Source organism: Streptomyces sp. NPDC057616 (assembly GCF_042800575.1).
Lineage (GTDB): Bacteria > Actinomycetota > Actinomycetes > Streptomycetales > Streptomycetaceae > Streptomyces.
Genome location: NZ_JBHVGU010000026.1, coordinates 91,700 through 114,751 on the forward strand (window position 1 = coordinate 91,700; position 23,052 = coordinate 114,751).

General features: G+C 70.2%; 19 protein-coding genes and 2 tRNA genes. 17 read left to right on the forward strand and 4 right to left on the reverse strand.

Annotated features, from left to right (window positions below):
* Positions 1-94: 94 nt before the first annotated feature.
* The gene (locus ACFU97_RS29645; protein ID WP_384262568.1) at positions 95-1,324 is read right to left on the reverse strand and encodes a GNAT family N-acetyltransferase; all 1,230 of its coding nucleotides are present in this window, start codon (positions 1,322-1,324) and stop codon (positions 95-97) included.
* 162 nt (positions 1,325-1,486) lie between these two features.
* Here ACFU97_RS29645 and ACFU97_RS29650 point away from each other — a divergent pair, with 162 nt between their 5' ends.
* The 4 genes from ACFU97_RS29650 to ACFU97_RS29665 all read left to right on the forward strand — a co-directional run bounded on the left by ACFU97_RS29650 (position 1,487) and on the right by ACFU97_RS29665 (position 6,458).
* Positions 1,487-2,677 (forward strand): PP2C family protein-serine/threonine phosphatase, encoded by a 1,191-nt coding sequence (locus ACFU97_RS29650; protein WP_384262571.1) that lies wholly within the window; start codon positions 1,487-1,489, stop codon positions 2,675-2,677.
* 120 nt (positions 2,678-2,797) lie between these two features.
* The gene (locus tag ACFU97_RS29655; RefSeq protein WP_384262573.1) at positions 2,798-3,556 is read left to right on the forward strand and encodes an ABC transporter ATP-binding protein; all 759 of its coding nucleotides are present in this window, start codon (positions 2,798-2,800) and stop codon (positions 3,554-3,556) included.
* Positions 3,556-5,988 (forward strand): FtsX-like permease family protein, encoded by a 2,433-nt coding sequence (locus tag ACFU97_RS29660; RefSeq protein WP_384262575.1) that lies wholly within the window; start codon positions 3,556-3,558, stop codon positions 5,986-5,988. The genes ACFU97_RS29655 and ACFU97_RS29660 overlap by 1 nt, the downstream gene beginning before the upstream one ends.
* Before the next feature lie 20 nt (positions 5,989-6,008).
* Positions 6,009-6,458: an HD domain-containing protein gene (locus ACFU97_RS29665; protein ID WP_384262684.1), complete on the forward strand. Its 450-nt coding sequence runs from the start codon at positions 6,009-6,011 to the stop codon at positions 6,456-6,458.
* Here the strand turns inward: ACFU97_RS29665 and ACFU97_RS29670 are convergent.
* Positions 6,455-7,642, reverse strand: a complete 1,188-nt coding sequence (locus tag ACFU97_RS29670; RefSeq protein WP_384262578.1) for an acyltransferase family protein — start codon at positions 7,640-7,642, stop codon at positions 6,455-6,457. The two genes, ACFU97_RS29665 and ACFU97_RS29670, sit on opposite strands and share 4 nt — an antisense overlap.
* A gap of 613 nt (positions 7,643-8,255) precedes the next feature.
* Here ACFU97_RS29670 and ACFU97_RS29675 point away from each other — a divergent pair.
* A complete protein-coding gene (locus tag ACFU97_RS29675) occupies positions 8,256-8,450 on the forward strand; it encodes a hypothetical protein (RefSeq protein WP_026178055.1) in 195 nt (64 codons plus the stop codon).
* A gap of 158 nt (positions 8,451-8,608) precedes the next feature.
* On the opposite strand, the gene ACFU97_RS29680 is transcribed toward ACFU97_RS29675, so the two are convergent.
* A tRNA-Gly gene (locus ACFU97_RS29680) sits at positions 8,609-8,682 on the reverse strand.
* A gap of 163 nt (positions 8,683-8,845) precedes the next feature.
* On the opposite strand from ACFU97_RS29680, the gene ACFU97_RS29685 reads away from it, so the two are divergent.
* The 5 genes from ACFU97_RS29685 to clpX all read left to right on the forward strand — a co-directional run bounded on the left by ACFU97_RS29685 (position 8,846) and on the right by clpX (position 13,633).
* Positions 8,846-8,922: transfer RNA gene (locus ACFU97_RS29685), tRNA-Pro, on the forward strand.
* A gap of 203 nt (positions 8,923-9,125) precedes the next feature.
* Positions 9,126-10,523, forward strand: coding sequence for a trigger factor (gene tig / locus ACFU97_RS29690; protein ID WP_384262581.1), 1,398 nt, complete (start codon positions 9,126-9,128; stop codon positions 10,521-10,523).
* Positions 10,524-10,813: 290 nt separating this feature from the next.
* Positions 10,814-11,422, forward strand: coding sequence for an ATP-dependent Clp protease proteolytic subunit (locus ACFU97_RS29695; RefSeq protein WP_055570713.1), 609 nt, complete (start codon positions 10,814-10,816; stop codon positions 11,420-11,422).
* Positions 11,423-11,473: 51 nt separating this feature from the next.
* The gene (locus tag ACFU97_RS29700; RefSeq protein ID WP_384262583.1) at positions 11,474-12,154 is read left to right on the forward strand and encodes an ATP-dependent Clp protease proteolytic subunit; all 681 of its coding nucleotides are present in this window, start codon (positions 11,474-11,476) and stop codon (positions 12,152-12,154) included.
* 189 nt (positions 12,155-12,343) lie between these two features.
* Positions 12,344-13,633 carry an ATP-dependent Clp protease ATP-binding subunit ClpX gene (gene clpX / locus ACFU97_RS29705; protein WP_384262586.1) on the forward strand — a complete coding sequence of 430 codons (1,290 nt, stop codon included), beginning with the start codon at positions 12,344-12,346 and terminating at the stop codon, positions 13,631-13,633.
* Positions 13,634-13,710: 77 nt separating this feature from the next.
* On the opposite strand, the gene ACFU97_RS29710 is transcribed toward clpX, so the two are convergent.
* Positions 13,711-14,685, reverse strand: a complete 975-nt coding sequence (locus ACFU97_RS29710) for a hypothetical protein (RefSeq protein WP_384262588.1) — start codon at positions 14,683-14,685, stop codon at positions 13,711-13,713.
* A 137-nt stretch (positions 14,686-14,822) separates the two neighbouring features.
* On the opposite strand from ACFU97_RS29710, the gene ACFU97_RS29715 reads away from it, so the two are divergent.
* The 7 genes from ACFU97_RS29715 (at position 14,823) to mreD (ending at position 23,029) form a co-directional block, all read left to right on the forward strand.
* Entirely contained in the window at positions 14,823-17,480 is a 2,658-nt protein-coding gene (locus ACFU97_RS29715) for a valine--tRNA ligase (RefSeq protein ID WP_384262591.1), read from the forward strand.
* Positions 17,481-17,601: 121 nt separating this feature from the next.
* Entirely contained in the window at positions 17,602-19,095 is a 1,494-nt protein-coding gene (locus tag ACFU97_RS29720; protein ID WP_384262593.1) for a bifunctional folylpolyglutamate synthase/dihydrofolate synthase, read from the forward strand.
* 6 nt (positions 19,096-19,101) lie between these two features.
* Positions 19,102-19,458, forward strand: a complete 357-nt coding sequence (locus ACFU97_RS29725) for a DUF4233 domain-containing protein (protein WP_384262596.1) — start codon at positions 19,102-19,104, stop codon at positions 19,456-19,458.
* A 67-nt stretch (positions 19,459-19,525) separates the two neighbouring features.
* Positions 19,526-19,939 carry a nucleoside-diphosphate kinase gene (ndk, locus tag ACFU97_RS29730; RefSeq protein WP_384262598.1) on the forward strand — a complete coding sequence of 138 codons (414 nt, stop codon included), beginning with the start codon at positions 19,526-19,528 and terminating at the stop codon, positions 19,937-19,939.
* A gap of 266 nt (positions 19,940-20,205) precedes the next feature.
* Positions 20,206-21,225, forward strand: coding sequence for a rod shape-determining protein (locus ACFU97_RS29735; protein WP_365962333.1), 1,020 nt, complete (start codon positions 20,206-20,208; stop codon positions 21,223-21,225).
* Positions 21,226-21,387: 162 nt separating this feature from the next.
* Positions 21,388-22,326, forward strand: a complete 939-nt coding sequence (mreC, locus tag ACFU97_RS29740; protein ID WP_384262601.1) for a rod shape-determining protein MreC — start codon at positions 21,388-21,390, stop codon at positions 22,324-22,326.
* Positions 22,327-22,345: 19 nt separating this feature from the next.
* A complete protein-coding gene (gene mreD, locus ACFU97_RS29745) occupies positions 22,346-23,029 on the forward strand; it encodes a rod shape-determining protein MreD (protein WP_384262603.1) in 684 nt (227 codons plus the stop codon).
* Positions 23,030-23,052: the final 23 nt, after the last annotated feature.

Here is a 23,052-nt window from a genome sequence, read left to right on the forward strand (position 1 = left end):
CCAAAGCCCCGTCCGCCCGGCGGCGCCCGGAACGCTCCCCGCCGGATGCCACCCGGCCCGCCCTCCGGGCGGACGACGGGACCTCCGCACAGTCCTAGAACCCGTGCGGCAGCCACGGCGGCACGGAGGACACGAAGGCCGGCGACGCCTCGGCGAGCGCTCCCTGGCGCAGCTCCCGCACCCGCCCGGCCGCGGCGAGCGCGTCCAGGCTCACACCGCCGAGATAGGCCGAGCCCAACTCCCGTACGGACAGCGCGAGATCGGCCGCGTCCTCGGTGCGCGTGCAGGAGGCGCCCTTCGGGTCCCCGGTCAGCCGCCAACGCCCGGCGTTCCAGGGGCAGAAGGCGTCCTCCACGTCCAGCACCACGTCCACCGGCGCCTGGTACGTCCGCGCCTCCAGCGCCGCCCCGACGTCCACCAGCCGTACGTACAGCGAGTCCCGCACGAGCAGCGAGCAGCGGCGGATGTCGGAGACCATGTGCTGCCAGCCCTCGCCGACCGGCCGCCCGCGCGTGCTCACCTTCGACGTCAGGTCGATGTCGAACAGGAACCGCCACAGCGCCGCGTGCGCCGCCGGATCCAGCGCGTCCAGGTCCTGCAGGACGACCGTGCCCTTGGGTCCCGCCGGCTCCCAGTCCGGCTTGATCCGGAAGCGGGCGTACCCGACGGTCTCGCCCGCCCGCTCCGCGAGCACGCACTGCAGCGGTGACGCGCCGTCGCGCTCGCTCTCCGGGTCCAGCAGCCACAGCCGCTCCCAGCCCGGAAGCCGCGCCACCATGCCGGCCCGCCCCGGCACCAGCCGGGCGTACACCGCCTCGCACGCGCCGATCGCGTCGGCGGGCGATGCGTACCGAAGCCGTACGTCATCGGTGCCGGGCGGCACGGACAGCCGTACGCGGGTCGTGTCGATCTCGGCGTTGACGTGGAACGTGCCGACGCCGTACCCGAACCGACCGTAGATCGCGGGCTCGGACGCGGTCAGGACGGCCAGCGGCTCGCCCCAGGACCGCACATCGTCCAACTGCCGCCGCATCATGGACGTCAGGACGCCGCGCCGCCGGTGCGTGGCGGCCACGCTGACCATGGTCACGCCCGCCGCGGGCACCGCCGCGCCGCCGGGCACGGTCAGCCGGAAACCGAATGCCCCTGCAGTTCCCACGCACGTATCGTCGTCCCACACGCCTATGGAACGGTCCGTCTGCGTGAGCTCGCGGAACAGCGCGCGCTCCTCGGCCGACTCCGGGACCCCGCCGAAGGCGCGGATCAGGTTGTCGTACCACTCGTCCCAGTCGTCCTGCCGCAGCACCCGCAAGTCAGTCGCCATGAACCATGCCTACCAGGGCATTGCGGGACGAGCGAGGGAATTTCGTCCTGGCGGGCCCGCAACGGCTTTCTGTGAAGTTCACTGTGAAGTTGAACCTCGGACGGGGGACAAGTGGGACCTCCCGTGCCAAGCAGCTGGTCCGATGGATAGGGTCCCGAACTGATGGCAGCAGGACGAGAGCGGCGCGCGGAAGCCGAGACGTTCACGGCCCGGTGGAAGATGCAGTGGCACCGGGTCCGCGTCGGCCTGCGCAGAAGCGCCGTCGACTACTTCCGCGGCGACGGCTCGGACTGGGTCGCACTGGCGGGGCTGCTCCTCATGGTGCCGGTGATCGCGGCCGTCACGCTCGCCAACTCCGTGTGGTGCTCCCCGGCCGTGCTGGTGCTGCCGATCGTGGCGGGCGGGCTGCTGCTGCGCCCGGCGAGCCTGCTCGGGCTGTACGCGGCCGCGGCCACGGCGCTGATAGTGGAGTCGGTGAAGCTCGGGCCCTACACGGAGGGCCCGTCCCGCGTCACCCCGGGCGTGGTCCTGGTCGTCGCCGCCTGCGGCTTCTTCGGCCTGCTCATCGCCCAGTTCCGCAGCAGGGTCGGCGTGCCCTGGCGGCGCGGCGGCACCATGCTCTTCGACCTGCGCGAACGCATCCGGGTGCAGAGCAAGCTGCCGACGCTGCCGATGGGCTGGCACCGCGAGATGGCGCTGCGCCCGGCGGGCGGCCAGTCCTTCTCGGGCGACTTCGTGGTCGCCGCCCGCACCAACGGCGGCCGCACCCTGGAGGTCGTCCTGACGGACGTCTCCGGCAAGGGCATGGACGCCGCGTCGCGGGCGCTGCTGCTGTCCGGTGCCTTCGGCGGCCTGCTGGGCTCGCTGCCCCCGCACGCCTTCCTCCCGGCGGCCAACGGCTATCTGCTGCGCCAGGACTGGCAGGAGGGGTTCGCCACCTCCATCCATCTCGTCCTGGACCTCGACTCCGGGGACTACGAGCTGTACTCCGCCGGGCACCCCCCGGGCCTCCAGCTCAGCGCGGGCAGCGGGCGCTGGGAGGAGAAGGCCGCCGAGGGCCCGCTCCTCGGCGTCTACGACGGGGCGCAGTTCGACCCCGTGAAGGGCTCGCTGCGCCCCGGCGACGTGCTGATGCTGTTCACGGACGGCCTCGTGGAGACCTCCGACCGCGACATCGTGGAAGGCATCGACCGCCTCACGGGCGAGGCCGACCGCTATGTCGCCGGCGGCTTCCACGGCGCCGCCTGGCACCTCATCGAGGCGGTGGCCAAGGACGTCAACGACGACCGCGCGCTGCTGCTGATCTGCCGCGAAGGCCCCACGGTCTCGGCCCAGCCGCCGACCCTGCACTGAGCGGCCGGAAGACGGCGGGTGGGGTTTACCCCCGCCCGCATCCGCCAGCCGCCCTCATCGCCCGCCCCACCCTCCGGTCCGTACGTTCGAAGCACCACCCCGGACCGGAAGGAAACAGGCATGTCAGGCGACTGGGCCGTAGAACTGCACGGAGTCCGCAAGCGCTACGGCCGCGGCGGCGGCGCCGTGCACGCCCTGCGCGGCATCGACCTCACCCTGCCCCGGGGCAGCTTCACCGCCGTGATGGGCCCCTCCGGCTCCGGCAAGTCCACCTTCCTGCAGTGCGCGGCGGGCCTGGACCGGCCCAGCGCGGGCGCGGTCCGGCTCGGCGGCACCGAGATCACCGGCATGAAGGAGAACAAGCTCACCGCGCTGCGCCGCACCCGGCTCGGCTTCGTCTTCCAGGCGTTCAACCTGCTGCCGTCCCTCACCGTCGAGCAGAACGTCGTCCTGCCGATGCGTCTGGCCGGCCGGCGGCCCGACCGCCGCCGCGCCGCCGAGGTCCTCGCCCAGGTCGGCCTCGCGGACAAGGCCCGGCGCCGCCCCGGCCAGCTCTCCGGCGGCCAGCAGCAGCGCGTCGCGATCGCCCGCGCCCTGGTCACCCGCCCCGACGTGGTCTTCGCCGACGAACCCACCGGCGCCCTGGACACCACGACCGCCGCAGAGATCCTCTCCCTGCTGCGCCAGGCCGTCGACGTCCACGGCGCCACGGTCGTCATGGTCACCCACGACCCCTCGGCCGCCGCCTGGGCGGACCGCGTCCTGTTCCTCGCGGACGGCGAGATCGTCGACCGGCTGGACCGAGCGCCCGCCGAGCGGATCGCCGCCCGTATGACGGCCCTGACCGCGCGCCCGCCCTTCGCACAGGCGGCGGCGTGATGTTCACACCCAACGGCCTCGCCCGCGCGGCGCTCCGCTTCCGCCCCTCGGGGTTCGCCGGCACCTTCGTCGCGCTGGTGATGGCCGCGATGGTCGTGTCGGCCTGCGGCATCCTGCTGGAGACCGGCCTGCGCGCCACCGTCCCGCCCGCCCGCTACGCCGCCGCCCCCGTCGTGGCCGCGGCCGCCCAGACCGCCCCCTACGGCCACGGCGACGACGCCGACAGCGAGCCGCTGCCCGGCCGCGCCCGCCTCGACGACTCCCTGGTGGCGAAGGCGGCCGCGGCGCCCGGCGCCCGTACCGCCGTCGCCGACGTCACCTTCCCCGGCCGCGGTCCGAACGGCCTCCTGAGCGCCCACAACTGGGCCTCCACCGCCTTCTCCGGGGAGAAGCTCGCCGCAGGCCGCGCGCCGCACCCGGGCGAGGTCGTCCTGGCCGGCGGAAAAGCCGCGATCGGCTCGCACGTCGCCCTCACCACCCCCGAGGGCACGCACTCCTACCGTGTCTCGGGCACCACCCGCGCCTCCGGCGCCGCCGCCTGGTTCGCGGACGACGAGGCCGTACGCCTCTCCGGCCACCCCGGGCGCGTCGACGCCGTCGCGGTGTTCCCGAAGGCCGGAGTCTCCACCGGGACCCTGAAGTCGCAGGTGGCGCAGGCGCTGGGGAAGCAGGCCAGGGTGCACACCGGCGACGACCGCGGCACCGTCGAGGACCCCTCCCTCGGCCAGGCCAAGGAGACGCTCATCGGCATCGGCGGCTCCTTCGGCGGTGTCGCCACCCTGGTCGCCATGTTCACCGCGGCGGGCACGGTCGCCCTCGCCGTGGGCCAACGGGCCCGTGAGTTCGCCCTGTTGCGGGCCATCGGCACCACCCCGCGCCAGATCCGCCGCACGATCGCCACCGAGACGCTGCTGGTGGCCCCACTCGCCGGCGCCCTCGGCTGCCTGCCCGGAATCGCCCTGGCCCGCTGGTGGTTCGGGCAGCTGCGGGACAAGGGCGCCGTGCCGGAGGCGGTCGACCTGTCCGTCTCCTGGATCCCTCTCGTCTCCGCGGCCGGCGCCGTCCTGCTCACCGCGCTGCTCGCCGGCTACACGGCGGCCCACCGCAGCTCGCGCATCAAGCCCGGCCAGGCGCTGAGCGAGGCGTCCGTGGAGCGGCTGCGCATCGGCTGGATCCGTACGCCCCTCGGCATCGCCGCCGCAGCCGGCGGCTTCGTCTGCGCGGGCGTGTCCGCCTCCCTGACCGGCGACGACGCGGCCAACGCGGCCCTGGGCATCGTCTTCCTGTTCATGCTGGCGGTGGCGCTGCTCGGCCCGCTGGTCGCCCGCGCCTGCGCCGGCCTGCTCGGCCTGCCGCTGCGCGGCGCCGGCGCCCCGGCCGCGCTCGCCGCCGCCAACTCCCGTACCAACGCCCGCCGTCTGGCCTCCGCGATCACCCCGATCGTGCTCGCCATGGCGTTCTCCTCGGTGCTGATCTTCATGCAGACCAGCACCGAGCGCGTCACCGCCGACCAGCAGCACGCCGGCGTCCTCGCCGACCACATCGTCACCGCCGATCCGGGCCTGACGCAGGACGCCGTACGGCAGGCCGCGCACAGCCCCGAAGTCACCGCGGCGGTCGGCCTGTTGAGGAGCTCCGTACTGGTACCGGCCTCGGGCGGCCTGGAGTCGGTCTCCGCGCAGGGCGTCACGGGCGGCGCCCGGGACCTCGCCGCGGTGCAGGACCTGGACGTCGGGCACGGCCGGCTGTCCCTGAAGCGCGGGGAGATCGCGGTCGACGCCCAGCTCGCCGGAAACGCCCACGTCGGGATCGGCGACCGCCTCCACCTCCGGCTGCCCGACGGCACCAGGGCCGCTCCGCTGGTCGTGGCGACGTACGGGCGCGGCATGGGCCTGTCACAGGTGACGATGGCCCGCGCCGACCTCGCCACCCATGTGACCTCCGCCTACGACACCGAGCTGTGGACGAAGGGCGGAACGGCCGCCGGGCTCGGGCGGTTCGGCACCGTCCTCGACCGCGGCGGCTACACCACCGCCCAGTCCCTCGACCGCGAGCTCAACGCCTGGGCCAACTCCGTGATGGCGGGCGTCCTCGGCGGCTTCGCGGCCGTCGCCGCCGTCAACACGCTGGTGATGACCGTCCTCGACCGCCGCCGCGAACTCGGCACGCTGCGCCTCATCGGCTCCACCCGCCGCCAGGTGCTGCGCATGATCCGCTGGGAGGCCCTGCTGGTCGCCCTCGCGGGCATCGCCCTCGGCACGGCCATCGCGCTGGCCACCCTGGTCCCGATGATGAAGGGCCTGACCGGCCAGGGGCCGTACATCCCGCCGCTGGTCTACGGCTCCTTCGCCGGCGCGATCGTCGTCCTCGGGGTGACGGCCGCGACCCTCCCGGCCCGCGCGGCCCTGCGCAAGGAGACACTGGACGAGTGACCGCACCATCCCGAACGCCCATGACCCTGGCCGAGGTCGAGGCCACCGCCCGTGCCGCCCACGCGGGGCAGACCGACAAGGCGGGACGGCCCTACGCCGAGCATCTGAGCGCCGTCGCGGAGGGCGTCCGCGCGCGCGGCGGCGACGAGGAGCAGATCGCGGCGGCCTGGCTGCACGACGCCGTCGAGGACGACGCGCTCTCCGAGCGGTGGCTGGAGGAGGCCGCGCTGAGCCGCCGTACGAAGGACATCGTGCGGGCGGTCACCAAGCGGGCGGGGGAGGGAGCGGAGGAGTACGCGGGGCGGATCCTCGCCACGCCGGGCGCGCTGCTGGTGAAGGAGGCGGACCTGGCGCACAACGCCGACCCGGCCCGCCTCGCCCGCCTCGGCGACGAGGCGACCCGCACACGACTGACCGAGAAGTACACGCGGATGCGCGCACTTCTCGGTCTCGGGGGGTCCTCGGTCTAGACGTTCGCCATCTCGCGCCGGCGCTGCTGCTTCTCGCGCTCGCGGGCCAGCTCCGCCGCGTCGCGCTTGAAGGCCCACTTCATCTCGGGCTCCATCGCGAACTTGAACATCCGCTGCACGGGGGGCGTGCACAGCACCGTCACTATGGCGGCCGCGGCGAGCGTCACCGCGATCTCGCCGAGCGGCTTGCGCATCCACGCGGGGTCGAACCAGCCGTAGAAGTCACCGGCCTTGACCACGAAGCCGTGCAGCAGATAGCCGTACAGCGTGCCCGCGCCGAGCGCGGTGAACCACATCTTGCGGCGCGGCACCCAGGCGAAGAAGCACGCGGTCAGCAGCAGCGAGCAGCCGAACATCGCGAGCACCATGACCGGCCCGGTCCACCACGGCGCGGCCAACTCCTGGGCGGCGTCGCGGTGGTAGAACCACGCGGTGTTCATCCGCGGCACCGCCCACCAGCCGAAGGCCAGCGCGGCCGCGAACACCGGCACGGCGACGATCCGCATCGTCCACGTGCGCACCATCTGGAAGTGCTCGGGCTTCATGCACAGGCCGAGCACGAAGTACGGCAGGAACTGCAGCACACGCTGCAGATCGAGGTCGTTGCCGATCTCCGGCGAGACCGAGCCGAACATCGCGATGCCGAGCGCGACCGGCAGCGGCCACCGCAGGTTCTTCCACAGCGGTGTCGTCAGGCGCCAGACGAACAGCGCGACCAGGAACCAGGTGAGGTACCAGGGGTCGAGCAGGCTGACGTCCATGCCCGGGTCGTGGTCGCCGTACCGCTTGAAGAGGGAGTACGCCGTCTCGAAGACGACGTAAGGCACCAGGACACCGGTGACCAGGCGCCTGAGGCGGTCGGGGCGCATGTCGAAACTGCGGGAGAAGAAGCCGGAGATGATGATGAACGCCGGCATGTGGAAGGTGTACACGACCGTGTACACGCCCTCCAGGATGCGGCTGTCACCCTTCAGCGGCTCCCAGGAGTGGCCCATGGCGACCAGCACGATCGCCAGGTACTTCGCGTTGTCGAAGAACGCGTCGCGCTGTTTCCCGGGTCTGGCGGGCGGGGCCTGCTGTTCCTGCGACGGTCGGCGCGGACTCGGCACTCCCGACGCCGGCACGGTGCGTGCCGGAGGGAGAGGCGTCCTGTTGTGGCCGTGCGGTGGCAACGAGTTCGTCACAGACCCTCCCCCCGGAAACGGGGGGAGGCGATCCTGGACCTCGCTGCACATGCGGGGGACGAGGCAGCGTGAAACATCTGAGGAACCCTAGCGTCGTCTGTGGGTTTTCGTAAAACTCCCCACGTCTTTCCTGGTTATTGACTTCGGGTACCCATCATTAAGCGAAGTTGTCTTCCCTGTGTAGGTGATGGTCAACACACCATTACATGTCCTGGTTGTCACGACTCGTCCTGACTAAATGGGGCATATGACCCGGAGGCGACTCCAGTGGAATGTCCGCTTCATTCGCCTTTGCGGAACCGGCCGTTGAGTGCTGTCGGGCAGCCGTGACGACAATTCGAAATACCTGCGAACGCGTTGTGTGGGCATGGAAACGATCCCGTTGAATTTCCTGTGCGGGTGCATCCTCGAAATGCTGTGCGGGGCAGCCGAGTTGGGCTCGCGCACGGGCCGCGGCCGCACGCCGAGGGCAAAGGTCCGACATGCTGTGGCCGACGATGCCTCAGGTGTCGCATACCCGGGCCCCGTTGGTGGCACGATGGTTCTGGCGGGGGTGCGCGGGCGTCGGCACCCCCGGGCCGGGAGAGCGGACCGACCGAGGGTGTGATCAGTTGTGGCCATTTCACTGTCAGTGGTGCTTCTGTTGGCGATCATCCTGGTGGTGTTGATCCGGGGAGGCTCGATCAAGGCCGGCCCCGCCATCGTGGCGATCCTCTTCGGCTTCTTCCTGGCGTCGACGGGCATGGCGCCGTCCATCAACCGGTTCCTGAACTCGATAGCCGAGACGATCAACTCGATCAGCTTCTGAGCCGCGGCAGGCTCCGGGTGGGCCGGTCCTCGCCGGGCGCCGCGCGACCGCGCCGCGCCCCGGGCCGACCGCGCCCCGCTCGCCGGCCGTGACGCCCGGCCGGAACAGCCGCCGAAACACTCAGGGCCCGGTTCCACGGAACCGGGCCCTGAGTCGTGTGGAGCGGGCGACGGGAATCGAACCCGCGTAGCCAGTTTGGAAGACTGGGGCTCTACCATTGAGCTACGCCCGCGCAACGCGCGCCGCGCATCGGTGATCGCGGCACGGTATGCATCGTAGCGGGTCGGACGCGCTCGGCGCACACCCCTTCCCCGCCCGCACCGGCCCGGCGCCACCGCCCGGGAAATGCGGCGTCCGCACTGGCGGCGGGCATGTACCCTACGTGTCGCACCTGACGGGGTGTGGCGCAGCTTGGTAGCGCGTCCGCTTTGGGAGCGGAAGGCCGTGGGTTCAAATCCCGCCACCCCGACCAGCACCGGTCAACACCGGCCTCAGGCCCGATCACCTCGGGTGATCGTGTCTCTTGATCGCCTTTGGGGCGTGTCGCCGCTGCCGTTACTATGCAAGCTGCACGCCCGTGTGTCTCTCCCCTACGAAGTCCTCCGGGCGGCGAAATCCGCCGGACCAGTCTGGCTCCGGCAGAAACCCAGAAGTCAGCCACAAGGAGACCGAACCGTGAAGAGCGCCGTGGAGACCCTGAACCCGACCCGGGTTCGGCTCACTGTCGAGGTGCCCTTCGAGGAGCTCAAGGACAGCCTCGACGCGGCGTACAAGAAGATCAACCAGCAGGTCACGGTGAAGGGCTTCCGGAAGGGCAAGATCCCGGCGCGCGTCATCGACCAGCGGTTCGGCCGCGGTGCGGTCCTGGAGGAGGCGGTCAACGACGCGCTTCCGAAGTTCTACACGGAGGCGGTCAACGAGGCCGAGCTGAACGTCCTGGGCCAGCCCGAGGTGGACATCACGGAGCTGAAGGACGGCGAGACGCTGAACTTCACCGCCGAGGTCGACGTCCGCCCCGCCCTGGAGATCCCGGACTACTCCGGCATCGAGGTCGAGGTCGACGCCGTCGAGGTGACCGACGAGGACATCGAGAAGTCCGTGGAGCAGCTGCGTGAGCGCTTCGCGTCGACCTCCCCGGTCGAGCGCGCCGCCGAGGACGGCGACGTCGTCACCATCGACCTGGAGGCCAAGGTCGAGGGCGAGGTCCTCGAGGACGGCGTCGCCAGCGGCGTCTCCTACACCATCGGCTCCGGCGAGCTGCTGGACGGCATCGACGACGCCGTGAAGGGCCTGGAGGCCGGTGGCGAGGCCACCTTCACCTCCGAGCTCAAGGGCGGTTCGGCGGCCGGCAAGGAGGCCGAGGTCACCGTCAAGGTCACCCAGGTCGCCGCGCGCGAACTGCCCGAGCTGGACGACGACTTCGCGCAGCTCGCCTCCGAGTTCGACACCCTCGAGGAGCTCAAGGCGGACAGCCGCAAGCGCCTCGAGAACATGAAGCAGTACGACCAGGCCACGCAGGCCCAGGAGCGCGTCCTGGAGAAGCTGCTGGAGCTCGTCGAGGTGCCCGTCCCCGAGAAGCTGCTCGAGGACGAGATCAACACTCGCAAGCACAACCTGGAGCACCACCAGCTCGGCCAGATGGGCCTCGACCTCGGAAAGTACCTGGAGATCCAGGGCAAGACCGAGGAGGAGTTCGACGCCGAGACCAAGGAAGCCGCGGTCAAGGGCATCAAGACCCAGTTCGTCCTCGACGAGCTGGTCAAGCAGGAGAAGCTCAACGTCAACCAGGAGGAGCTCACCGAGCACCTCATGCGGCGTGCGGCCTCCTCCGGCATGTCCCCCGACCAGTTCGCGCAGGCCGTCGTCGAGGGCGGCCAGGTTCCGCTCCTGGTCGGCGAGGTCGCCCGCGGCAAGGCCCTCGCGGTCGTCGTGGAGTCCGCCACGGTCAAGGACACCAACGGCGAGGTCATCGACCTCGACGACGAGGACGAGACCGAGTCGGCCGCCGACGTCGCCGCCGAGGCCACCGAGGCCGGTGCCGCGGACGACGCCGACGAGAAGACCGAGGGCTGACGCCCACGGCGCCTGGCAGCTCGTAGGACGGGCCCTCGGGGACGCGATGCCCCGGGGGCCCGTCGTCGTACGGTGGAAGAGTGCCGCGAAGCCCGCGCACCCCGCGTGCGCACGGCGCTACGCCCCCGGCGAACACCCCACTCTCCGGGATTCCCCGAAGGGACCAGCGCGTTAGGGTCCATGAGTACGGGGGCAGGGAAGTCCCGGAATTGCCCAGCCTCCCGGATGGGAACACGTGAAGACGGCCCGGCGCCGTCGTAAGACGAGCAGGTGGATACGTGACGAATCTGATGCCCTCCGCCGCCGGCGAGCCTTCCATCGGTGGTGGCCTCGGCGACCAGGTCTACAACCGGCTGCTCAACGAGCGGATCATCTTCCTCGGCCAGCCGGTCGACGACGACATCGCGAACAAGATCACCGCACAGCTGCTGCTCCTTGCCGCGGACCCGGACAAGGACATCTACCTCTACATCAACAGCCCCGGCGGCTCGATCACGGCCGGCATGGCGATCTACGACACCATGCAGTTCATCAAGAACGACGTGGTGACCATCGCCATGGGCCTCGCGGCCTCGATGGGTCAGTTCCTGCTCAGCGCGGGCACCCCCGGCAAGCGCTTCGCGCTGCCGAACGCCGAGATCCTGATCCACCAGCCCTCCGCCGGTCTGGCCGGTTCGGCCTCCGACATCAAGATCCACGCCGAGCGGCTGCTGCACACGAAGAAGCGCATGGCCGAGCTCACCTCGCAGCACACCGGCCAGTCGGTCGAGCAGATCACCCGCGACTCGGACCGTGACCGCTGGTTCGACGCCTTCGAGGCCAAGGAGTACGGCCTCATCGACGACGTCATCCCGACGGCCGCCGGAATGCCGGGCGGCGGCGGCACCGGGGCGGCCTGAGGCCCCCCGCACAGCCCCCAGCCGACCGCCACAGCTCCTAGGAGACACACAGTGAACGACATCCCCGGCAGCGGCCTGTACGACCGCACGCGCGCCGAGTACACGGGTCCCGCCGCCGAGTCCCGCTACGTCATCCCGCGCTTCGTCGAGCGCACCTCGCAGGGCATCCGCGAGTACGACCCGTACGCGAAGCTCTTCGAGGAGCGGGTGATCTTCCTCGGCGTGCAGATCGACGACGCCTCCGCCAACGACGTCATGGCGCAGCTGCTGTGCCTGGAGTCGATGGACCCCGACCGGGACATCTCGGTCTACATCAACAGCCCGGGTGGCTCCTTCACCGCGCTTACGGCCATCTACGACACGATGCAGTTCGTGAAGCCCGACATCCAGACGGTCTGCATGGGCCAGGCGGCGTCCGCCGCCGCGATCCTGCTGGCCGCCGGTACGCCGGGCAAGCGCATGGCGCTGCCGAACGCCCGCGTGCTGATCCACCAGCCCTACAGCGAGACGGGCCGCGGTCAGGTCTCCGACCTGGAGATCGCCGCCAACGAGATCCTCCGGATGCGCTCGCAGCTGGAGGAGATGCTGGCCAAGCACTCGACCACGCCGATCGAGAAGATCCGCGAGGACATCGAGCGCGACAAGATCCTCACGGCCGAGGACGCGCTGTCGTACGGCCTGATCGACCAGATCATCTCCACCCGGAAGATGAACAACGCGTCCGTCCGCTGACACAGAGGGACACGGACGATGTATCGTCTGCCGCCCCTTGGCACGGTTGGTGTGCTTTGACACGCTGCACGTCAAAGTGAACCGCGCCAAGGGGGGCCCGAACGGGGGGCTCGGCAAGGTACCGTCGGATGAAGGCAGCACCAGGAGCCGCTGGACCTAGGCGTCTCCCAGGCGAAGGGGAAGCACACCGTGGCACGCATCGGTGACGGCGGCGATCTGCTCAAGTGCTCGTTCTGCGGCAAGAGCCAGAAGCAGGTCAAGAAGCTCATCGCAGGGCCCGGTGTGTACATCTGCGACGAGTGCATCGACCTCTGCAACGAGATCATCGAGGAAGAGCTCGCGGAGACCAGCGAGGTGCGCTGGGAGGAGCTTCCCAAGCCCCGCGAGATCTACGAGTTCCTCGAGGGCTACGTGGTCGGCCAGGAGGCCGCCAAGAAGGCCCTCTCGGTGGCGGTCTACAACCACTACAAGCGCGTCCAGGCCGGCGAGAACGGCGGGGGCAACGGCCGTGACGACGCGATCGAGTTGGCGAAGTCCAACATCCTGCTGCTCGGCCCCACGGGCTCGGGCAAGACGCTGCTCGCCCAGACCCTGGCCCGCATGCTGAACGTCCCGTTCGCGATCGCGGACGCGACGGCGCTGACGGAGGCGGGCTACGTCGGCGAGGACGTCGAGAACATCCTGCTGAAGCTGATCCAGGCGGCCGACTACGACGTCAAGAAGGCCGAGACCGGGATCATCTACATCGACGAGATCGACAAGGTCGCGAGGAAGAGTGAAAACCCCTCCATCACGCGCGACGTGTCGGGCGAGGGCGTCCAGCAGGCACTGCTGAAGATCCTCGAGGGCACCACCGCCTCGGTGCCGCCGCAGGGCGGGCGCAAGCACCCCCACCAGGAGTTCATCCAGATCGACACGACGAACGTGCTGTTCATCGTGGGCGGTGCCTTCGCGGGCCTGGAGAAGATCATCGAGTCCCGGGCCGGCGCGAAGGGCATCGGCTTCGGCGCGACGATCCGCTCCAAGCGTGAGCTGGAGGCCAAGGACCAGTTCGAGGACGTCATGCCGGAGGACCTGGTGAAGTTCGGGATGATCCCCGAGTTCATCGGCCGTCTCCCCGTCATCACCTCGGTCCACAACCTCGACCGCGAGGCGCTGCTCCAGATCCTGGTGGAGCCGCGTAACGCGCTGGTGAAGCAGTACCAACGACTGTTCGAACTCGACGGTGTGGAACTGGACTTCGAGCGTGAGGCGCTGGAGGCCATCGCCGACCAGGCCATCCTCCGCCAGACCGGCGCGCGCGGCCTGCGCGCCATCATGGAGGAGGTCCTGATGTCGGTCATGTACGAGGTCCCGTCCCGCAAGGACGTGGCCCGCGTGGTCGTCACGGCCGACGTCGTCCACTCGAACGTGAACCCCACCCTGATCCCCCGAGACGCCCGCAACGGCCGGGGTCCGGGGGAGCAGAAGACGGCGTAACCGCCGCCGCGGACGAGACGACGAAGGGGCCCCGGTCGCATCGACCGGGGCCCCTTCGCGGTTCGGGTGTGTGGGTGTCAGGCCTTGACGCGTACGTCGTTGCGGAGCTTGGCCGCCGTGGCCGCGGTGTCGTCGATCGAACCGCCGTTGCCGCTGGCGAGGTCGGCGAAGCCGAAGGACGTGACCACCGCGACGGTGCTGTGGTCGCCCCAGATGCACATCGGCATCTTGATGGTCTTCGCGGCACCGGCGCTCGAGCTCGACGAACTGGTGTTGTCGATCTGGGCGATCTGGCACTTCATGATGCCGTTCTTGAAGCCGGCGGGAGAGACCTTCTCCGGGCTGCCGATCATCTTGCCCTTGCCGCTGTCGCCGCTCTGGTCCTTCTCGGACTCCGACTTGACCTTGGCGAACATGGCGTCGACGACCGCCTCCGGGTCGTCGATGGTGCCGTAGACACCGCTGAAGGACAGGCTGGTGGCGCTGAGGCCCGTGCCCTTCTGGTAGCCGGCGCTGACGTCCTTGGGGTTCTGGACGCCCCACTTCTCGAAGTCGGCCTTGTCGTCCTTGGTCATCTCGTCGTTGGAGCCGCCGTTCTCCGACTTCTTGTACTGGCCGTCGATGACGGTCGCCGGCGTCGTCAGCTTGTGCGCGCCGTCGTCGGCGATGGACGAACCGCCGCCGGAGCCGCTCCCCCCGCCCACCACGAAGTACACGCCGACGCCGATGGCGGCGACGACTGCCACCGCGCCGATGATCAGGCCCGTCTTCTTGCCGCCGCCACCGGCCTGGGGCGGCTGCGGGGGGTACGGCTGCTGGCCGTACGGGGCCTGGCCGTAGGGGGGCTGCTGGCCGTAGGGCGCCTGCTGGGGCGGTACGCCCTGCGGGGGCTGCTGCGGGTAGCCGTAGCCAGGCTGGGCCGGCGGCTGCTGGGGGTAGCCGTAACCGGGCTGGGGCGCCTGCGGCGGCTGCTGGCCGTAGGGTCCCGGCTGTCCGTACGGTCCGGGCTGCTGGGGCTGCCCGCCGTACGGGCCCGGCTGGTTGTGACTCATTTCTGGGTTCCCCTCCAGATGCCTTATGTGTTCCCGACATCCTGGCGCAGGCCGGGGGCGCACGTTCCATCGGGGCCCCCACCGTTACAGAACAAACGCGTTTCGGGACTGCCCCGTGACACCCCTAAACTGAGCGCGTGACCGAGAACGCTCAGCAGCAGCCACCAGCGCCCAGCACCGAACTGCCGACCCAGTACGCGCCGGCCGACGTAGAGGGGCCGCTGTACGAGCGCTGGGTGGAGCGCGGTTACTTCGAGGCGGACGCGAAGAGCGACAAGCCGCCGTACACCATCGTCATCCCGCCGCCGAACGTCACGGGCTCGCTCCACCTGGGCCACGCCTTCGAGCACACCCTCATCGACGCGCTGACGCGCCGTAAGCGCATGCAGGGCTTCGAGACGCTGTGGCAGCCCGGCATGGACCACGCCGGCATCGCCACGCAGAACGTCGTCGAGCGCGAGCTCGGCAAGGAGGGCAAGTCCCGCCACGACCTCGGCCGCGAGGCCTTCGTCGAGCGCGTCTGGCAGTGGAAGGGCGAGTCCGGCGGCCAGATCTCCGGCCAGATGCGCCGCCTCGGCGACGGCGTCGCCTGGTCGCGCGAGCGCTTCACCATGGACGAGGGCCTCTCCCAGGCCGTCCAGACCATCTTCAAGCGCCTCTACGACGACGAGCTGATCTACCGCGCCGAGCGCATCATCAACTGGTGCCCGCGCTGTCTGACGGCCATCTCCGACATCGAGGTCGAGTACCAGGACGACGACGGCGAGCTCGTCTCCATCAAGTACGGCGACGGTGACGAGACGGTCGTCGTCGCGACCACCCGCGCGGAGACCATGCTCGGTGACACGGCCGTCGCCGTTCACCCCGGGGACGAGCGCTACCAGCACCTGGTCGGCAAGCGCATCAAGCTCCCGCTGACCGACCGCTCCATCCCCGTCGTCGCCGACGAGCACGTCGACCCCGAGTTCGGCACGGGTGCCGTCAAGGTCACCCCGGCCCACGACCCGAACGACTTCGAGATCGGCCGGCGCCACGACCTGCCGGCCATCGCCGTGATGGACGAGCACGCCGTCATCACCGTCCACGGCCCCTTCCAGGGCCTGGACCGCTTCGAGGCCCGCTCCGCCATCGTCGCCGCGCTGCGCGCCGAGGGCCGGATCGTCGCCGAGAAGCGCCCGTACGTCCACTCCGTCGGCCACTGCTCGCGCTGCAAGACCACCATCGAGCCGCGCCTGTCGATGCAGTGGTGGGTCAAGGTCGGCCCGCTCGCCAAGGCCGCCGGTGACGCGGTCCGCGAGGGCAAGGTCAAGATCCACCCGCAGGAGATGGAGAAGCGCTACTTCGACTGGGTCGACAACCTCCACGACTGGTGCATCTCACGGCAGTTGTGGTGGGGCCACCGCATCCCGGTCTGGTACGGCCCGAACGGCGAGGTCGTCTGCGTCGGCCCCGACGAGCAGCCGCCCGGCACCGAGGCGGAGGGCTGGAAGCAGGACACCGACGTCCTCGACACCTGGTTCTCCTCCGGCCTGTGGCCGTTCTCCACGCTCGGCTGGCCCGAACAGACCGAGTCGCTCGCGAAGTTCTACCCGAACTCCGTCCTGGTCACCGGCTACGACATCCTCTTCTTCTGGGTCGCCCGGATGATGATGTTCGGCCTGTACGCGATGGACGGCACCCCGCCGTTCCACACCATCGCCCTGCACGGCATGGTCCGCGACCAGTTCGGCAAGAAGATGTCGAAGTCCTTCGGGAACGCCGTCAACCCCCTTGACTGGATGGACAAGTACGGCAGCGACGCCCTCCGGTTCACGCTCGCCCGCGGCGCCAACCCCGGCGTCGACGTCCCGATCGGCGAGGACTGGGTCCAGGGCTCGCGCAACTTCGCCAACAAGATCTGGAACGCCACGCGCTTCGCGCTGATGAACGGCGCGACGGTCGAGGGCCCGCTGCCGGACGCCTCGGAGATGTCGTCCACGGACCGGTGGATCCTCTCCCGGCTCAACTCCGTCGTGGCCGAGGTCGACGCGCTCTACGAGGACTACCAGTTCGCGAAGTTGTCGGACGCGCTCTTCCACTTCGCCTGGGACGAGGTCTTCGACTGGTACGTCGAGCTGTCCAAGACGACGTTCCAGGCGGGCGGGGCGGCCGCCAAGGTCTCCCGGCGCGTCCTCGGCGAGGTCCTCGACGTCACCCTCAGGCTGCTCCACCCGGTCGTCCCCTTCGTCACCGAGACGCTGTGGACGACGCTCACGGGCGGCGAGTCGGTCGTCATCGCCGAGTGGCCCGAGGCTGTGTTCGTTCCTGGTGCTGACGCACCGGGCGGCTTCCGTGACACGGCCGCCGAGAAGGAGATCGAGTCCCTCCAGTCGGTCATCACCGAGGTCCGCCGCTTCCGCGCCGACCAGGGCCTGCAGCCCGGCCAGCGGGTCCCGGCGCGCCTGTCCCTGGACGGTACGGCCCTCGCCCCGCACGAGGCCGCCATCCGCCAGCTGCTGCGCCTGCAGCCGGAGGGCGAGGCCTTCACGGCCACGGCCACCCTCCCGGTCGCCGGCGCGGAGGTCGCCCTCGACCTCTCCGGCACGATCGACGTCGCGGCGGAGCGCAAGCGCCTCGCCAAGGACCTCGCCGCCGCCGAGAAGGAGAAGGCGCAGGCCAACGCCAAGCTGGGCAACGAGGCCTTCCTCGCGAAGGCCCCGGACAACGTCGTGGACAAGATCCGCGGCCGCCTCGCGAAGGCCGACGAGGACATCGCCCGCATCCAGGCCCAGCTGGAGCGCCTGCCTCAGCAGTAGCCGCTTTTCAAAGGGGCGCGGGGAACTGCGCGACCAGCCGCAGACTCCCCGCGCCCGCCGACCATGACCGGCCACCCCACTCCGTGGGCACGCTGTCAGTCCGCCTCCGTAGACTGGCCCTGTGAGCGACCAGAACGAGCCCGACCCCTTCGACGAGCTGATCGCGGAAGAGACCGACCGCGACCCCGATCTCGCGGTCATCGAGGCCGGCAGCCGCACCCTGCGCACCCAGGGCGGGCAGCCGCAGGCGGACGTGCCGGCCCGCCCCGAGGACCCCGAGGTCGACAAGGCCCTGCGCGAGGTCGAGGCGGAGCTGGCCACCCGCTGGGGCGAGACCAAGCTGGAGCCGTCGGTCGCCCGGATCGCCGCGCTGATGGACGTGCTGGGCGAGCCGCAGCGCGCGTACCCCTCGATCCACATCACGGGGACGAACGGCAAGACCTCCACGGCCCGCATGATCGAGGCCCTGCTCGGGGCCTTCGAGCTGCGTACCGGCCGCTACACCTCCCCCCACGTCCAGTCGATCACCGAGCGCATCAGTCTCGACGGTGCGCCCATCAGCGCCGAGCGCTTCATCGAGACGTACGCCGACATCAAGCCGTACATCGAGATGGTCGACTCCCAGCAGGAGTACCGGCTGTCCTTCTTCGAGGTGCTGACCGGCATGGCGTACGCCGCCTTCGCCGACGCGCCGGTGGACGTCGCGGTGGTCGAGGTCGGCATGGGCGGCTCCTGGGACGCCACGAACGTCATCGACGGGGACGTCGCCGTCGTCACCCCCATCGACCTCGACCACACCGACCGGCTCGGCGGGACGCCCGGCGAGATCGCCACGGAGAAGTCCGGGATCATCAAGCAGGACGCCACGGTCATCCTGGCCCAGCAGCCCGTCGACGCGGCCCAGGTGCTGCTGAAGAAGGCCGTCGACGTCGACGCCACGGTGGCCAGGGAAGGGCTCGAGTTCGGCGTCGTCGCCCGCCAGGTCGCCGTCGGCGGACAGCTGCTCACGCTGCGCGGCCTCGGCGGCGAGTACGACGAGGTGTACCTCCCCCTGCACGGTCCGTACCAGGCGCACAACGCCGCCGTTGCGCTCGCCGCCGTCGAGGCGTTCTTCGGCGTCGGCGCGCAGCGCCCCGAGCCGCTCGACATGGACACCGTGCGCAAGGCGTTCGCCGCCGTCTCCTCGCCGGGCCGCCTGGAGGTCGTACGGCGCTCGCCCACCGTCGTCCTGGACGCGGCCCACAATCCGGCGGGCGCCCGCGCCACCGCCGAGGCCGTGGGGGAGGCGTTCGACTTCAGCCGGCTGATCGGATTGGTCGGCGCGAGCGGCGACAAGAACGTCCGCGGGCTGCTGGAGGCGTTCGAGCCGATCTTCGCCGAGGTCGTCGTCACGCAGAACTCCAGCCACCGCGCGATGGACGCCGACGAGCTCGCCGCGATCGCGGTGGAGGTGTTCGGCGACGAGCGTGTCCAGGTCGAACCGCGGCTGCCCGACGCCCTGGAGGCCGCGATCACGCTGGCCGAGGAGGAGGGCGAGTTCACGGGCGGCGGTGTGCTCGTCACCGGCTCCGTCATCACCGTCGGCGAAGCCCGACTGCTCCTGGGAAGAGGCTGACCACCCTTGCGTACGCTCTGTGCTTCGACCCTGATCGGCGAGTTCTTCGTGATCGGCTTCGCCGGCCTGGTCGCCATGAAGGACCCCGACCTGACCACGGCGACGGTGTGGACGGTCAGCGGTGTCGCGATGTTCCTGTGCGTCGCGCTCTGCGGCGTCGTGACGCGTCCGGGCGGCATCGCCCTCGGCTGGGTCCTTCAGGTCGCGCTCATCGCCTCCGGCTTCGTGGTTCCGACGATGTTCTTCCTGGGCGCGGTCTTCGCGGCCCTGTGGTGGGCCTCGGTGCACTACGGCAGAAAGATCGACGAGGCGAAGGCGCGGTTCGCCGCGGAGGCCGCCTCCTCCACTCCTGACGCTGCGTAACCCGGCTCCGGACACGCCCTGTAATCTTCGAACACCCGCAACGCCCTTGATCCCTAGGAGCACCGTCGTGACCCAGCGCACCCTCGTCCTGCTCAAGCCCGACGCCGTCCGCCGTGGCCTGACCGGCGAGATCATCAGCCGCATCGAGCGCAAGGCCGGCTGGCAGATCACGGCGCTGGAGCTGCGCACCCTGGACCAGGACACGCTGGAGCAGCACTACGGCGAGCACAAGGGCAAGCCCTTCTACGAGCCGCTGGTCGAGTTCATGGCCTCCGGCCCCGTCGTGGCGCTGATCGTCGAGGGCGAGCGGGTCGTCGAGGGCGTGCGCGCGCTCGCCGGACCGACCGACCCCATCGCCGCCGCGCCCGGCTCCATCCGGGGCGACTACGGCGTGATCGTGCGGGAGAACCTCATCCACGCCTCCGACTCCGAGGAGTCCGCCGAGCGCGAGGTGAAGATCTTCTTCCCCGGCCGCGCGTGACCCCCAGGCGGGCAGAAGTGTGAGGTCGAGGCGTTTACCCTCGATCATCTGGCATATGCGTGGCGATCGAGGGAACGAGAGCCCCCGAACGCCCCTCTCACCAAGCGAACGCACCCAGCATCTGCTGACAATGGCGGAGACCCTTACGCAGTGTTCGCGGAGGCGCCATTACGATGGAAGCCTTCACGTCACAGCACCCACTTCGCCTACCTGAAAAGCCCTCAAAAGCTCCCAGGAAGGCCAGACGAATCCTGATGGGGAACTCAATGTCGTTCATCGGCCGTGACATGGCTGTCGACCTCGGGACCGCCAACACGCTGGTGTACGTCAGGGGTCGCGGGATCGTACTCAACGAGCCGTCCGTCGTCGCGATCAACACCAACACCGGTGGCATCCTCGCGGTCGGCGCCGAGGCGAAGAAGATGATCGGCCGGACTCCTGGCAACATCGTCGCCGTACGACCTCTGAAGGACGGCGTCATCGCCGACTTCGAGATCACCGAGCGGATGCTCCGCTACTTCATCCTGAAGATCCACAAGCGGAGGTATCTGGCCCGGCCGCGGGTCGTCGTCTGTGTGCCCTCGGGCATCACGGGCGTCGAGCGCCGTGCCGTCATCGAGGCGTCGTCCCAGGCGGGCGCGCGCCAGGTGCACATCATCGAGGAGCCCATGGCGGCCGCCATCGGTTCCGGCCTGCCGGTCCACGAGGCCACGGGCAACATGGTGGTGGACATCGGCGGCGGCACCACCGAGGTCGCGGTCATCTCGCTCGGCGGCATCGTCACCGCCCAGTCCATCCGCGTCGCGGGGGACGAACTGGACAACGCGATCATCCAGCACATCAAGAAGGAGTACAGCCTCCTTCTCGGTGAGCGCACGGCCGAACAGATCAAGATCACGATCGGTTCGGCGTACGAACTCGACTCCGACGAGCACACCGAAATCCGCGGCCGGGACCTGGTGTCCGGGCTGCCCAAGACCGTCGTCGTCTCCGCCGCCGAGGTCCGCAAGGCGATGGAGGAGCCGGTCAACGCGATCGTCGACGCCGTCAAGACGACCCTGGACAAGTGCCCGCCGGAGCTGTCCGGCGACATCATGGACCGGGGCATCGTGCTGACGGGCGGCGGGGCGCTGCTGCGCGGACTCGACGAGCGGCTGCGCCGGGAGACCGGCATGCCCATCCACATCGCGGAGGATCCGCTCGACAGCGTGGCGCTCGGATCCGGCAAGTGCGTCGAGGAGTTCGAGGCGCTCCAGCAGGTGCTGGACGCCCAGCCGCGCAGATGACGTAACTCTTCGATTCCGCCGTACGAGACGATCTCTTCTCGTGCGGCGGATCGTTGATATTGAGGCATAAGCTCACCCATAAGCCTCTGCACACCTGAACACCTGAACACCTGAACACCCAAACCTCTGCACATTCCTATGAGGAAGGCACGGCCGCCGCACGTGAGGGACACACGAGAGAGCCGGCTGCTCCTGGTGCTGCTGATCGCCATCGCGTTCGCGTTGATCACGGTGGACATCCGCGGTGGGGAGGATTCACCGGTCGACGGCGCCCGCCAGGTGGCGGCCACGGTGTTCGGCCCGGTCGAGAACGGGGTGTCGTCGGCGGTCAACCCGGTCGGCGACGCGGTCTCCGCGGTCCGCGACTCGGGCACCCGCCACGACCGGCTCGCCCGCCTGGAGACGGAGAACGCGGCTCTCAAGGCGAAGCTCGGCAGCGACGATCGCAACTCCAGCCGGCTCAAGCAGCTCGACAAGATGCTGAAGGTCGCCGCCGAGGGGCAGTACGGCATCAAGGGCGCCCAGGTCATCGCCATAGGAGCGGCGCAGGGCTTCTCCTGGACCATCACCATCGACATCGGCGCCAACGACGGCATCAAGCGGGACATGACCGTGCTGAACGGCGACGGCCTGGTCGGACGGGTCACCAACGTCGGCCCCGACGTCTCTACCGTCCTGCTCGCCAACGACCCGGACTTCACCGTCGGCACCCGCATGGAGAACAGCGACGAGCTCGGCTTCGCCTCCGGGCAGGGCGACCGCCCGCTGCGCGTCGAACTGCTCAACAGCAAGGCGGACGTGAAGAAGGGCGACCGGCTCGTCACCTTCGGCTCCCAGGCGGACAAGCCCTTCGTGCCGGGCGTGCCGGTCGGCGTGGTCTCCCGGGTCGACCCGTCGGGCGGCGCCCTGACCCGCACCCTGTACGTCACGCCGTACGTCAGCTTCACCAAGCTCGACGTCATCGGCGTCGTCGTCCAGGCCCCGAAGAAGGACCCGCGCGACACGGTCCTGCCGCAGAAGCCCAAGCCGACCCCCACGCCGACGGTCACCGTCACGGTCACGCCCTCGGCCAGTGCCCCCGTCGCCGGCCAGACCCCGTAGCAGTAGGAGCTGAATCCCCATGCGCGTCAACCGGATCCTGCTCTCCTCGGCCCTGATCGTGGTGGCCATGGTGCTTCAGGTCAGCGTCCTCGCCCGGCTCCATCTGCCGGGCGCCGTGCCCGACCTGCTGCTGCTGACCGTGCTCGGCCTGGCCCTGGTCTACGGCCATGTCGGCGGCGCCCTCGTCGGCTTCGGCGCCGGCCTGCTCGCCGACCTCGCGCCGCCCGCCGACCACGCCGCCGGGCGCTACGCCCTGGTGCTGTGCGTCATCGGCTACCTCGCCGGGCTGGCCAAGCCGGACCACGGCCGGCTGAAGTCGGCCACCGGCCCGATGGTCGTCGTGGTCGCCGCGGCCGTCGGCACGACCCTGCTGTACGCGGGCGTCGGCGCCCTCGTCGGCGACACCGCGGCCCGCCATGTCGGCCTCACCGGCCTGCTGTTCACCGCGGCGCTCTACGACCTGCTCCTCGCGCCCTTCGTGGTCCCCGGGGTCATGTTCCTGGCCCGGCGCGCGGACAACGACCCGCTCGCCGCGGAGGCGGCCTCCTCGTCCAAGAAGACGAGCGACATCTCCTCCGGCTGGATCTCCGCGGGCACCGGCCTCAAGGTCGGCGGCCAGCGCGGCGCCCTGGGCGGCCTGAAGACCAAGGCCCGCACCCGCACCGCGCGCGTGGGGCGCATCAAGGGGGTCAAGCGGTTGTGAGGGCGCGGGAGTTGACGGCCGCC

Bases quoted from the DNA above. Each gene is read 5' to 3' on its own strand.
- ACFU97_RS29645 (WP_384262568.1), bottom strand. From the start codon at position 1,324: ATGGCGACTGACTTGCGGGTGCTGCGGCAGGACGACTGGGACGAGTGG.
- ACFU97_RS29650 (WP_384262571.1), top strand. From the start codon at position 1,487: ATGGCAGCAGGACGAGAGCGGCGCGCGGAAGCCGAGACGTTCACGGCC.
- ACFU97_RS29655 (WP_384262573.1), top strand. From the start codon at position 2,798: ATGTCAGGCGACTGGGCCGTAGAACTGCACGGAGTCCGCAAGCGCTAC.
- ACFU97_RS29660 (WP_384262575.1), top strand. From the start codon at position 3,556: ATGTTCACACCCAACGGCCTCGCCCGCGCGGCGCTCCGCTTCCGCCCC.
- ACFU97_RS29665 (WP_384262684.1), top strand. From the start codon at position 6,009: ATGACCCTGGCCGAGGTCGAGGCCACCGCCCGTGCCGCCCACGCGGGG.
- ACFU97_RS29695 (WP_055570713.1), top strand. From the start codon at position 10,814: ATGCCCTCCGCCGCCGGCGAGCCTTCCATCGGTGGTGGCCTCGGCGAC.
- ACFU97_RS29710 (WP_384262588.1), bottom strand. From the start codon at position 14,685: ATGAGTCACAACCAGCCGGGCCCGTACGGCGGGCAGCCCCAGCAGCCC.
- ACFU97_RS29735 (WP_365962333.1), top strand. From the start codon at position 20,206: ATGTCGTTCATCGGCCGTGACATGGCTGTCGACCTCGGGACCGCCAAC.
- mreD (WP_384262603.1), top strand. From the start codon at position 22,346: ATGCGCGTCAACCGGATCCTGCTCTCCTCGGCCCTGATCGTGGTGGCC.